The 11,671-nt window shown below is 68.7% G+C and carries 13 protein-coding genes; 9 read left to right on the top strand and 4 right to left on the bottom strand.

Features of this window, described 5'->3' with window-relative positions:
* On the top strand, window positions 1-921 hold the full coding sequence (locus QYL93_RS02845; protein ID WP_305742228.1) for a LysR family transcriptional regulator: 921 nt from the start codon (window positions 1-3) through the stop codon (window positions 919-921).
* Here QYL93_RS02845 and QYL93_RS02840 read toward each other — a convergent pair.
* The 3 genes from QYL93_RS02840 to QYL93_RS02830 form a co-directional block, all read right to left on the bottom strand.
* A complete protein-coding gene (locus tag QYL93_RS02840) occupies window positions 916-1,302 on the bottom strand; it encodes a TipAS antibiotic-recognition domain-containing protein (protein ID WP_305742227.1) in 387 nt (128 codons plus the stop codon). The two genes, QYL93_RS02845 and QYL93_RS02840, sit on opposite strands and share 6 nt — an antisense overlap.
* Before the next feature lie 135 nt (window positions 1,303-1,437).
* Window positions 1,438-1,833 (bottom strand): MAPEG family protein, encoded by a 396-nt coding sequence (locus QYL93_RS02835; RefSeq protein ID WP_305742226.1) that lies wholly within the window; start codon window positions 1,831-1,833, stop codon window positions 1,438-1,440.
* An 84-nt stretch (window positions 1,834-1,917) separates the two neighbouring features.
* Complete coding sequence (locus QYL93_RS02830; RefSeq protein WP_305742225.1) at window positions 1,918-2,778, bottom strand: IclR family transcriptional regulator; 861 nt, start codon at window positions 2,776-2,778, stop codon at window positions 1,918-1,920.
* Between the two features lie 250 nt (window positions 2,779-3,028).
* Here QYL93_RS02830 and QYL93_RS02825 point away from each other — a divergent pair, with 250 nt between their 5' ends.
* The 8 genes from QYL93_RS02825 (at window position 3,029) to QYL93_RS02790 (ending at window position 10,913) form a co-directional block, all read left to right on the top strand.
* On the top strand, window positions 3,029-4,123 hold the full coding sequence (locus QYL93_RS02825) for an ABC transporter ATP-binding protein (RefSeq protein WP_305742224.1): 1,095 nt from the start codon (window positions 3,029-3,031) through the stop codon (window positions 4,121-4,123).
* Window positions 4,120-4,980, top strand: a complete 861-nt coding sequence (locus tag QYL93_RS02820; protein ID WP_305742223.1) for an ABC transporter permease — start codon at window positions 4,120-4,122, stop codon at window positions 4,978-4,980. Before QYL93_RS02825 ends, QYL93_RS02820 begins: the two co-directional genes overlap by 4 nt.
* 28 nt (window positions 4,981-5,008) lie before the next feature.
* Window positions 5,009-5,803, top strand: a complete 795-nt coding sequence (locus QYL93_RS02815) for an ABC transporter permease (protein WP_305742222.1) — start codon at window positions 5,009-5,011, stop codon at window positions 5,801-5,803.
* Window positions 5,804-5,807: 4 nt separating this feature from the next.
* A complete protein-coding gene (locus tag QYL93_RS02810) occupies window positions 5,808-6,119 on the top strand; it encodes a (2Fe-2S)-binding protein (RefSeq protein WP_305742221.1) in 312 nt (103 codons plus the stop codon).
* Window positions 6,116-7,513, top strand: a complete 1,398-nt coding sequence (locus QYL93_RS02805) for an NAD(P)/FAD-dependent oxidoreductase (protein ID WP_305742220.1) — start codon at window positions 6,116-6,118, stop codon at window positions 7,511-7,513. The genes QYL93_RS02810 and QYL93_RS02805 overlap by 4 nt, the downstream gene beginning before the upstream one ends.
* A complete protein-coding gene (locus tag QYL93_RS02800; protein ID WP_305742219.1) occupies window positions 7,510-8,682 on the top strand; it encodes an FAD-binding oxidoreductase in 1,173 nt (390 codons plus the stop codon). Before QYL93_RS02805 ends, QYL93_RS02800 begins: the two co-directional genes overlap by 4 nt.
* 51 nt (window positions 8,683-8,733) lie before the next feature.
* A complete protein-coding gene (locus QYL93_RS02795; RefSeq protein ID WP_305742218.1) occupies window positions 8,734-9,801 on the top strand; it encodes an ABC transporter substrate-binding protein in 1,068 nt (355 codons plus the stop codon).
* Window positions 9,802-9,986: 185 nt separating this feature from the next.
* Window positions 9,987-10,913 (top strand): c-type cytochrome, encoded by a 927-nt coding sequence (locus tag QYL93_RS02790; RefSeq protein WP_305742217.1) that lies wholly within the window; start codon window positions 9,987-9,989, stop codon window positions 10,911-10,913.
* Window positions 10,914-10,923: 10 nt separating this feature from the next.
* Here QYL93_RS02790 and QYL93_RS02785 read toward each other — a convergent pair whose 3' ends face one another.
* Window positions 10,924-11,661, bottom strand: coding sequence for a plastocyanin (locus tag QYL93_RS02785; RefSeq protein ID WP_305742216.1), 738 nt, complete (start codon window positions 11,659-11,661; stop codon window positions 10,924-10,926).
* Window positions 11,662-11,671: the final 10 nt, after the last annotated feature.

Here is an 11,671-nt window from a genome sequence, read left to right as displayed (position 1 = left end):
ATGTTTCGCAAGACCTTCCTGCCGCCCGTGGGCGACCTGCTCGCCTTCGAGGCGGCGGCACGCCACACCAGCGTCTCGCGCGCAGCGGAGGAACTGCACCTCACGCAAAGCGCCGTGTCGCGCCAGATACGCCAGCTGGAAGAACAGCTGGGCATGGCCCTGTTCCACCGCGTGCGCCAGCGCGTGGTGCTGACCGATGCCGGGCGGGTGTATGCCGCCGACGTGCGCGCCCTCCTGCAGCAGCTGTCGGCCGCCACCCAGAAGGCCATGGCGTTTTCGAGCGCGGGCGGCCTGCTCAACCTGGCGGTGCTGCCCACCCTGGGCACACGCTGGCTGATTCCGCGGCTGCCGGGCTTCATGGCGCTGTACCCCGATGCCACGGTGAACTTCTCGGCCCGCTCCGAGCCCTTCGACTTTGCGCAGGAGCCGATGGACGCGGCCATCCACTTCGGCGCACCGCACTGGGCCGGCGCCGTGTGCGAGTACCTGATGCACGAAGAGGTGCTGCCGGTGTGCAGTCCCCACTACCGCGCCCAGCAGGGCCTGCGCACGCCGGCCGACCTGGCAGGCGCCGTGCTGCTTCAGCAGAACACCCGGCCCACGCAATGGACGGAATGGTTCGAGCGCCTGGGCGCCCCCACCCCGCAGGCGCTGCGCGGCCCGCGCTATGAGCAGTTCTCGATGATCGCTCAGGCGGCGGTGTCGGGTCTGGGCGCGGCGCTGCTGCCGCGCTTTCTCATCGAAGGCGAACTCGCCTCGGGGGCACTGGTGGCCCTGTCCACCGACGTGCTCACCAGCAGCGAGGCCTACTACCTCGTCTACCCTGAGGCGCGCGCGCAGACGCCGCTGGTCAAGGCCTTCAGGGACTGGCTGCTGGCGCAGTGTGCAGGCATCGCCACTGCCGCCCACTCCACCCTATAGATGACTGTGTGCGTAGGCGTGGATGGCTTCGCCCAAAAACTCCACCATGCGCGGGTGGTAGGCATTGTGAAAGGCCTTCATGTCGGGGTTGTCGGCATAGAACAGTGCCGTGCCGATATAGGCCTCGCGTGACGGCGCATAAAAGCGCGACGCAATGGCATGGTGCTGCGCCATGAGGGCCTGAATGGCCGGCGAGGAAGGCTCGGTGCTGTCGATCAGCGGCGCCAGCTCCTCGTAGAAGCGCTGGAAGTCCTGGTGCGCCCGGGCCTTGTGGACATGGGCCCACTGGTTGGTTGCTGCCAGCGAGGCGGCTTGTTCGGCAGCCTGCGCGTTGCGGCATTGTTGGAGGTATTCGGGGCTGGCGTCGTGCAGTGTGGTCATGGGTGCGGCACTTGGCCGTAGAGGAATGAGCACCGACTGTAGGTCGTGCCCCGTGCCGCAGTGGCAGGCCCATACCACCCGCTGTGCCCGGCATCACCACCGCCCACCATTCGCACCGCGCACGTTGCGGGCGAACTACAGCAAGGCCGCCGCCATCATCGCCAGCCCGGCAATGCTCACGGCCCAGCTCGCCGTGCGGACATACGGAATGCCGATGTAGTACACCGGGATGTACACCATGCGCGCCCAGAAGAAAACCTGGGCACCTAGCACCACCTGGCTGCCGGTGCGGTTGCTGGCAGTGGCCGCCAGGCCCAGGATGGCAAAGAACACGAGGTTGTCGAAGCTGTTGCGCGCAGTGCGCTCGGCGCGGCCGGCAAAGGCCCCCGGATCGGCCAGATGGTCGCGGTTGCCGAAGGCCAGCAGCAGGCCCGAGGGCGTCCAGGCGCGGGCTCGGATCAGGCTGGCCACGACCACCAGCAGCCAGGTGATGATGGCAAAGTACACGACGAGGGTGAGGATGGGGTTCATGGCAGCTGGCAAGGGGGTGGAAAGCGCCGCATCCCTGGAACCCGGTGCGGCAGGAACCCGCAGCATACGCCGCTGGCAGCAAGCTCAGTGGGGTGTGACCGGCGTGCCGCCAGGCACCAGGCGCTGCTCCGGCTGCTGGCCCGCCAGACTTTGCGTGGGGCGGCGCAAGGTGGCATCGAAGGGGTGGATGCGCGGGCCGATGGCCGCTGCCTCACGCTTGAGCAACTCCACCACGGTGGGCAGGCGGTCCTCGTTGAGGCGCGCAGCGATGGTGCCCACGCTCAAGGCAGCCACCGCCCGGCCTTCGCGGTCGAGCACGGGCACGCCCACGCCGGCCATGCCTTCGAGCAGGCCCGTGTTGCGGGCAGCATAGCCCGTCTGGCGCACGCGCTCGATCTCGGTGCGCAGGTAGACCTCGTCGTACACGCCGTACTCGCGCACCCGCGAGAGATTGAAGCGGATCACCTCCTCGCGCTCGGCCTCGGGCAGAAAGGCCAGGATCGACAAGGCGCCCTGCCCCACCCCCAGCGCCACACGCCCGCCGATGTCGCCGGTGAAGGAGCGGATGGGGAACGGCCCCTCGCTGCGGTCCAGGCAGATCGCGTCGAAGCCGCTGCGCACCAGGAGAAAGATGCTGTCGCCCAGGCTGGCGCTCAGGCGCAGCAGCGCGGGCCGGCACAGGCTGCGCAGGTCCCCGGGGTTGCCGGCCTTGGCCGCCAGTGCAAAGAAATCGATGGACAGCCGGTAGAGCTTGCTGCGCTCGTCCTGCTCGGCCATGCCCTCGGCCACCAGCGATTGCAGCAAACGGTGCGTCGTGCCCTGGGTCAGGCCCACGGCACGCGCCAATTGGGTGACTCGCCCACCTTCGGCCTGCACCTCGGCCAGGGCCCGGATGACGGCAAACATGCGGGGCACTCCGCCCGTGGAGGGGGACGCTGGTTCCATGCACTGCTCCTGTGGAATAGATGGCATTTTCGGTCATGATCATATTCCATTAAATGGAATAAATTCAATAAATATTCTGATTAATGGAATACCCGATGCGATCTGGCCCGATTACTGCAATACATTGAATCGAAAGCGCAAGACAGTCCACGGAATGCCGAAACCCGCACCGCACCGGTGCAGACAGGGAGCAAGCACCCCAGAGGCCGCCATGGCGCGGCGATGAAACAGCGACCAGAAAGGCCCGTGCATGTCCTTCCTTCAACTCACTGACGTGACCAAGTTCTATGGCGGCACCTGCGCGGTGCAGGCCATGAACCTCTCGGTGGAAAAAGGCGAGTTCGTCTCGCTGCTGGGCCCCTCTGGCTGCGGCAAGACCACCACCTTGCAGATGGTGGCGGGCTTCGAGGCGGTGACCAATGGCCGCATCGAACTCGATGGCCGCGACATCACGCACGCCAAGGCCAATACACGCGGCCTGGGGATCGTGTTCCAGAGCTATGCGCTGTTTCCGCACATGACGGTGGCCGACAACGTGAGCTTCGGTCTGGAGATGCGCAAGATGCCCAAGGCCGAGCGCAAGGAGCGCGTGGCCCAGGCGCTGGGGCTGGTGCACCTGGAAGCCCACGCCACACGCTACCCGCGCGAACTCTCGGGCGGCCAGCGCCAGCGCGTGGCACTGGCACGCGCGCTGGTGATCGAGCCACCCGTGCTGCTGCTCGACGAACCCCTGTCCAACCTCGATGCCAAGCTGCGCGAGGAAATGCAGTTCGAGCTGCGCCAGATCCAGCGCAAGGTGGGCACCACCACGGTGATGGTCACGCACGACCAGAGCGAGGCCATGTCCATCAGCGACCGCGTGGTGGTGATGGAGGCCGGCCGCGCCACGCAGATAGACCACCCGCACCGCGTATACGAGCACCCGCGCACGCGCTTCATTTCCACCTTCGTGGGCAAGGCCAACCTGCTGCCCGGCAAGGTCACGGCCAGCGGTGCGGCACGCACCCATGTGGCCGTGGGTTCGCTGGCCGTGCAGGTCGAGGGCCCGGAATTTCGGCCCGGCGCCGCCGTGCTGCTCAGCGTGCGGCCCGAGAAGCTGCAGCTGGTACCCGCCGTGCAGGGCCGGCTCGACGGCGAGGTGGGCGAACGCTTCTTCCTGGGCAGCCAGTGGCTGTACCGTGTGGCCACCCCCGTGGGCGAACTGATGGTGCTGGTGCCCAATGACGGCCGCAACGCGCTCGACGAGGGTGACCGCACCGGTGTGGACTGGCCTGACCACTGCATGCGCCTGCTGCCCGCCGACGAAACCGCCGTGGCCGAACCCGAGGCCGAGGTGGCCCCATGAGCAGCGCCACCCGAAAGGCCGTGCCCTGGTGGCTGTCGGCCCCGGCGCTGGTGCTGTTCACCTGCCTGCTGCTGGTGCCGCTGGCGCTCACGGCCGTGCTGTCGTTCAATGCCTTCGACCCGATGACGGGCGTGAAGGCCGACGAGTTCACGCTGGAGCACTACGCCCACGTGTTCACCGACTCGTACTACCACGCCATCTTCTGGCGCACCTTCTGGATCTCGGCGCTGGTCACCGTGATCTGCGTCGCCATCGGCGCGCCCGAGGCCTACATCCTGAGCCGCATGGGCAACCCCTGGCGATCGGTGCTGCTCCTGGTGGTGCTGGCGCCGCTGCTGGTCTCGGTGGTGGTGCGGGCCTTCGGCTGGAGCATGCTGCTCGGGCCCGAGGGCCTGGTCAACGGCACGCTCAAGCTCATCGGCATCGGCCCGGTGAAGATGCTCTACACAGAGATCGCCGTCATCGTGGCGCTGGTGCACGTGATGCTGCCCTTCATGGTGATCCCCGTGTGGACCTCGCTGCAGAAGCTCGACCCCGGGGTGCAGAACGCGGCCCTCTCGCTCAAGGCATCGCCCTTCACCACGCTGCGCCGCATCGTGCTGCCGCAGGTGCTGCCGGGCATCCTCTCGGGCAGCCTGATCGTGTTCGGCCTGGCGGCCAGCTCCTTCGCCATCCCCGGCCTGCTGGGTGGGCGGCGCCTGAAGATGGTGGCCACCGTGGTCTACGACGAGTACCTGCACGAACTGAACTGGCCGCTGGGCGCGGCCGTGGCCCTGACCCTGCTGGTGGCCAACCTGGTGGTGATGCTGAGCTACAACCGGCTGGTCGAAGGCCGCTACAAAAAGGCGCTGGGATGACCATGACGATCCCGCAGGAAATCTGACCATGCACAAGAACGGCCCCCTCGCCCTGGCGTTCAACGCCCTCGTCATTGCCTTCATGCTCGCGCCCCTGGTGGTCGTGTGCGTGGTGGCCTTCACGCCCGAGAACACGCTGACCCTGCCGACCACCGAGTTCTCGCTGCGCTGGTTCAGGGCGGTGTTCGAACACCCCGACTTCGCGCAGTCGTTCTGGAACAGCCTGTGGCTGGCGCTGGCGTCGGCCACGCTGGCCACGGTGCTGGCCGTGCCCGCAGGCATTGCCATCACGCGCTACGACTTTCCCGGGCGCGGCTTTCTCAACGGCCTGTTCCTCTCGCCGCTGATCATTCCGCACCTGGTGCTGGGCGTGGCCCTGCTGCGCCTGTTCGCGCTGGTGGGCGGTACGGGCAGCTTCGGCTGGCTGGTGCTGGCACATGCGCTCATCGTCACGCCCTACACGCTGCGCCTGGTGGTGGCAGCGCTGGTCGGGTTCGACCGCAGTGCAGAGCATGCGGCGCTCTCGCTCGGTGCCAGCCAGGCCACGGTGTTCACGCGCATCACGCTGCCCATGATCCTGCCGGGCGTCACCGGCGGGTGGCTGCTGGCCTTCATCAACAGCTTCGACGAGGTGACCATGTCGATCTTCGTCACCTCGCCGAGCACGGTGACGCTGCCGGTGCGCATGTACATGTACGCCACCGAGTCCATCGACCCGTTGATGGCTGCCGTGTCGGCCCTGATGGTGGCCGTGACGGCCTTCGCCATGGTGCTGCTGGACCGCGTGTACGGCCTGGACCGGGTGCTGGTGGGGCGCAAGTAAGCCCATGGCCACGACGACCTCCCCTGCATTGCCGCTGCTGCGCCGCGTGGCCGAGACCACGCGCAAGGCCGTGCCCTTTGTGCTGGATGGCCAGCCGGCCAGCGCGCTCGAAGGCGACACCGTGCTCACCGCCATCCTCACCCTGCAGGCGCGGCTGCGCCACAACGAGTTCAGCCAGGAGCCGCGCGCCGGCTTTTGCATGATGGGCGCCTGCCAGGACTGCTGGGTGCAGACCGACAGCGGCGAGCGCCTGCGCGCCTGCGCCACCTTCATCGCGCCGGGCATGGCCCTGCGCACCGGCGAGGGCGCCGCATGAGCGACAAGACCCTGCAAGCCGTGATCGTGGGCGCGGGCCCCGCCGGCATACGCGCCGCGCAGACCCTGGCCGCGCATGGCGTGCGCCCCGTGCTGCTCGACGAATCGGCGCGCGGCGGCGGCCAGATCTACCGGCGCCCGCCTGCGCATTTTCAGCGACCGGCATCGGCGCTGTACGGCACCGAGGCCGCGCGCGCCACGGCCGTGCATGCGGCCCTCGATGGCATCGCCGAGCGCATCGACTACCGGCCCGACAGCCTGGTCTGGAACGCCCAGGGCGACCTGCTCGACGTGCTGCATGGCCCCACGCAGACCACGCGCACCGTGCCCTACGGCCAGCTCATCGTGGCCAGCGGCGCGGCCGACCGGGTGCTGCCCGTGCCGGGCTGGACCCTGCCCGGCGTGTACAGCCTGGGCGGCGCGCAGGTGGCGCTCAAGTTCCAGGGCTGCACCATCGGCAGCCGGGTGGTGCTGATGGGCAACGGGCCCTTGCTCTACCTGGTGGCCTACCAGTACGCACGTGCCGGCACCACCGTGGCGGCCGTGCTCGACACTGCGCGCCTGGCCGACCAGGTGGCCGCCGTGCCGGCCATGCTGACCCAGCCCGCCGTGTTCGCCAAGGGCGTGTACTACGTGGGCTGGCTGCGCGCGCATGGCGTGCCCATCCATACCGGCGTGCGCCCCGTGCGCGTGCTGGGTGACGAACGCGTGGATGGCGTGGTGTGGAGCGACGGCACGCGCGAACACACCCTGGCCTGCGACGCCGTGGGCCTGGGCTACGCACTGCGCTCCGAAACCCAGCTGGCCGACCTGCTGGGCTGCCGCTTTGCCTGGGCGCCCCTGCAGCGAGCCCATTTGCCCGAGCGCGATGCCGCCGGACGCACCAGCGTGGCGGGGGTCTACCTGGCGGGCGACGGCGCGGGCATCATGGGTGCCGATGCGGCCGAGTGGGCCGGCGAGCGTGCCGCCCTGGCCTTGCTGGCCGACCAGGGGGTGTCCGTGGATGCAGCCCGTGCCCAGGAACTCGAAGGCAAACTCACGCACCTGGAGCGCTTTCGCGAAGGGCTGGAGCGGGCCTTTCCCTTCCCCACCGATTGGGCCGCGCAGGCGCCCGACGAGCTGGTGGTATGCCGCTGCGAGAATGTCACAGCCGGCCAGTTGCGCGACACCGTGAGTGAAACTGGCGCCGACGAGATGAACCGCCTGAAGGCGTTGACCCGCGTGGGCATGGGGCGCTGCCAGGGCCGCAGCTGCGGCGTGGCGGCGGCGGAGATCCTGGCCCACGCCACCGGCAAGCCGGTGGAACTGGTGGGCCGGCTGCGTGGCCAGGCGCCGATCAAACCCATTCCCATCCATCTGCAGGCCGCCAGCCAGCACACCGGATCCGCTGCATGAGCGCCGCCGCACCCCACCTGACCAGCAACCCGCGCCTGATGGACACCGACGTGGCCATCGTCGGCGGCGGCATCGTGGGCGCCTCGGCGGCGCTCGCGCTGCGCCGCCGGGGTGTGAACGTGGTGCTGCTCGAACGCGACCTGTGCGGCTCGCGCTCCAGCGGCGTGAACTACGGCGGCGTGCGCCGCCAGGGCCGCCCCCTGAGCCAGCTGCCGCTGGCGCAGCGTGCCCACGAGATCTGGGGCCGGCTGCCCGAACTGCTGGGCACCGATGGCGAGTACCAGCGCACCGGCCATTTCAAGATCGCGCGCAGCGAGGACGACCTGGCTGCGCTGGAGCGCTACGAGGCCATGAGCCGCGACTACGGCCTCGGTATCGAGCTGCTCTCGGGCCAGCGGCTGCGCGAGCGCTGCCCCTGGCTGGGTGGCAAGGCCGTGGGTGGATCGCTCTGCCGTGAGGACGGGCAGGCCAACCCACGCCTGGTGTCCCCCGCGTTCGCCCTGGCCGCCCGGCGCGCGGGCGCCCACATCTTCGAGCGCACGCCCTTGACCGAGGTGGAGCACGACGGCCGGCAGTTCGTGCTGCGCTCGGGCACGGCGCTCACGGTGCGTGCGCCCGTGCTCATCAACTGTGCAGGCGCATGGTCGGGGCCGCTGGCCACCCAGTTCGGCGAGGCCGTGCCGCTGCAGTCGGGCCACCCGGCCATGGCCGTGACCGAGCCCCTGCCCTTCTTCATGCACTGGAGCTTGGGTGTGGAGGGCGGCAGCATCTACTGCCGCCAGGTGGCACGCGGCAACCTGGTGCTGGGCGGCGGTTCGGGCATTGGCCTGGATGCGGACCGTGCACGCTCGGAACGAAGTGCCATCGCGGCGCTGGCGGTGCAGGCCATCGAGCTGCTGCCGGTGCTCAAGCACGCGCATTTCATCCGCACCTGGAGCGGCACCGAGGGCTACCTGCCCGACCGCCAGCCCGTGCTCGGCAAGAGCCGCACCACGCCCGGCCTGCTGCACGGCTTCGGCTTTGCGGGGGCGGGCTTTCAGATCGGCCCAGCTGCCGGTGAAGTGCTGGCAGACCTGGCCCGCGACGGCCGCAGCAGCACACCCACCGACGCCTTTTCCATCGGGCGTTTTTTCCCTGCCAGCGCCCCGGCGGCGGCCGCTGCCCATTGAGTTTCGATCCCCTGACCGCTACCCTTCCAACACCCTGAAAGGAAAGACCCCATGACCTCTTCTCGCCAGACCTCTTTTGTGCGCCGTGCGCTGCTGACCACAGCCGCGGCGGCGGCGCTGGCCGCCAGCGGCATGGCCGGTGCCCAGACGAAAACGATCTACATCGGCATGAACGGCGGCACGATGGAGAAGGCGTACACGCAGTACGTCTTCCCAGCGTTCGAGAAGCTGCATGGCGCCAAGGTGGTGGTGGTTCCGGGCACCTCTTCGGACATCCTGGCCAAGGCGCAGGCCAACAAGGACAGGCCGCAGATGCACGTGATGTTCCTTGACGACGGCATCATGGTGCGCGCCATGGGCATGGGCCTGTGCCAGAAGCAGCGACCCAACCCGCACCTCAATGAAATCTACCCCGCCGCCCGCTTCAAGGACGACCTGGCCAGCGGTGTGAGCCTGGGCATGACGGGCATCGCCTACAACACCAAGATGTTCACCGAGAAGGGCTGGGCGCCACCGACCTCGTGGATGGACTTCGCCGATCCCAAGTACAAGGGCAAGGTGGTGTTCCAGTCCATGCCCTCCTCGTCCTTCGGACTGCATGGCTTTTTGATGTTCAACCGCATCCAGGGCGGCAACGACAAGAACGTGGAGCCGGGCTTCAACAACTGGGCCAAGACCATCGGCCCGAACGTGCTGGAGTACATCCCGAGCTCGGCCAAGATCTCCGAGATGGTGCAGACCGGCGAGGCCGCGATGTTCCCGCTGACCCCCACGGCCGTGGCCGCGCTCAAGTCCAAGGGCATCCCGGTGGAGTACGCGCAGCCCAAGGAAGGCTCGGTGGTGCTGATGGTGGGCCAGTGCGTGATCGCCAACAACAGCGAACCCGAGCTGGCGCAAAAGCTCGCCGAGTTCCTGCTGAGCCCGCTGGCCCAGGCCAACGTGCTGCAGTTCGGCGCGCAGATCCCCACCAACCCCAAGGCCCCGGCCGTGGGCGAGGGCGCTGCCCAGGTGGCGCAGATCAGCCAGTGGATGAAGAACGCCGTGACGCTGGACTGGGACTCCGTGAACGCCAACCGCCCCGCCTGGAACGCGCGCTGGAACAAGACCGTCGAGCGCTGATCGGCCTGCGCGGCAGGGGATGGACTGCCCCGCAGCGACCTGGTGGGCCGCGCGGGCAGGCTATCCGTGACATATGTCACCGGGGCCGCCCGTGCCTTGCGCGCGCCCTGCGCCAAAAGCGCCTGCGGCACTTCAGAATCCGCTCCATCGAGTTTCTGACTTCATTCCCACAAGGCTTCCCCACCATGAAACGCTGGATGAAATGGACGGCTGGCAGCGCCCTGGCACTGGGCGTGCTGGTTGCCGCCACGGCCGCCACCGGCCTGTACCTGGCCGAGCAAAAGCGCAACCGCTACATCGACATCAAGCCGCGCCCCGTGGCCTACACCACCGAGGCGCAGGCCATCGAGCGCGGGCGCTACCTGTTCACCTCGCGCGGCTGCACCGACTGCCACGGCGCGCAGGGCACCGGCCGCGAGTTCGTCAACGATGGCAAGGGCACCCGGCTGGCCGGCCCCAACATCACGCCGGCCGGTGTGGTGGCGCGCTACCAGCCCGAGGACTGGAACAGCGCCATCCGCCATGGTGTCAAGCCCAATGGCCGCCCGCTGCTGGTGATGCCCAGCGAAGACTACAACCGACTGACCAACGACGACCTGAACGCACTGGTCTCCTATATCCGCCAGTTGCCAGCCAGGGAAGGCACTCCTGCCGCCATTGAGCTGCCACGCCCGGCCTGGGTGCTGTACGGCCTGGGCATGATTCCCGACGCGGCCTCGCGCATCGACCACAACCAGGCTCCCTCGCGCCCCGTGCCCGCAGGCGTGACGGTGGCCAACGGCCAGTACGTGGCGAACATGTGCATCGGCTGCCATGGCGCCAGCCTGGCAGGCGGCAAGATCCCCGGCGGCCCGCCGGACTGGCCGGCCGCCGCCGACATCCGCCCCGGCAAGGACAGCGCGATGGCGCGCTACCCGACGGCAGAGAGCTTCGTGGCCATGCTGCGCAACGGCAAGCGGCCCGATGGCACGCCGATCCAGGTCATGCCCTTCGAGTCGTTGGGCCAGCTCAGCGATGTGGATGCGCGCGCCCTGTATGCCTACCTGCAGGCCCTGCCCGCCGATGGCAGCATGCCCCCACCGCCCGCAGCCGAGGTGGCCTTGAACCGATGAATGGATCCAGTCAGTGCGTGTGCTGACCCGGCGGCTGCGCCTGGCTGTACGAACCCATCGGGCCACCCGGTGCGGTGGATGGGGGAGCGCGGCGCACGCGCGGCACCACGCTCAGTTGCACCGTGTCGAGCACCGGCGTAGCCAGCACCTGCACGGCCTTGCGCGGCAGGTCCACCAGTTGCTCGGCATGCCAGACGCGCACCTGGGCCGCGCCCTCGGGCACGCTGGCAAAGCGGGCGATGCCATTGTCGTCGGTCTTGAGGGTCCAGGCCGAATCGGTCACGAACACATGGCCGCGCATGGAGCCGTGCAGGTGACAGCCGAGCAGCACCACGCCGGCGGTGTCGAGCTTCACGTCGGCGAAATTCGAGGGCTTGCCATCGGCCTTGCCGGCCAGCCGCAATTCGAAGCCGCCGGCGCCGGGCGCCGCGCTGGCGGCAGGTGTGGCGGCATTGCCGCGCACATGGTGGTCCCAGCGGTCCTGGTTGGTGAAGCGCACCGTGGTGCCCGGCACCACCACCGTCACGGCGGGCACGAAACGCATCTTTTCCTGCTCGATCACAGGGCTGGGCGCCACCAGGGTGGGTGCCGTAGCGCCGCCTGCGGGCGGGTAGACCACCACCACGGCATCTGGAACGGGCTTGCCGTCCTTGTCGAGCACCTGGATCTGTACGTTGCCAGCATGGGCCCCCAGGGCAAGGAGGCTGGCAGCAATACCGGCGGCGATGGCGATGAGCGTGTGTTGCATGGGCAAGGTT

The organism is Acidovorax sp. A1169, assembly GCF_030704685.1.
Lineage (GTDB): Bacteria > Pseudomonadota > Gammaproteobacteria > Burkholderiales > Burkholderiaceae_C > Acidovorax.
Note: the sequence above shows the minus strand (reverse complement) of the source record. Positions and strands in the feature narration are given on the sequence as shown.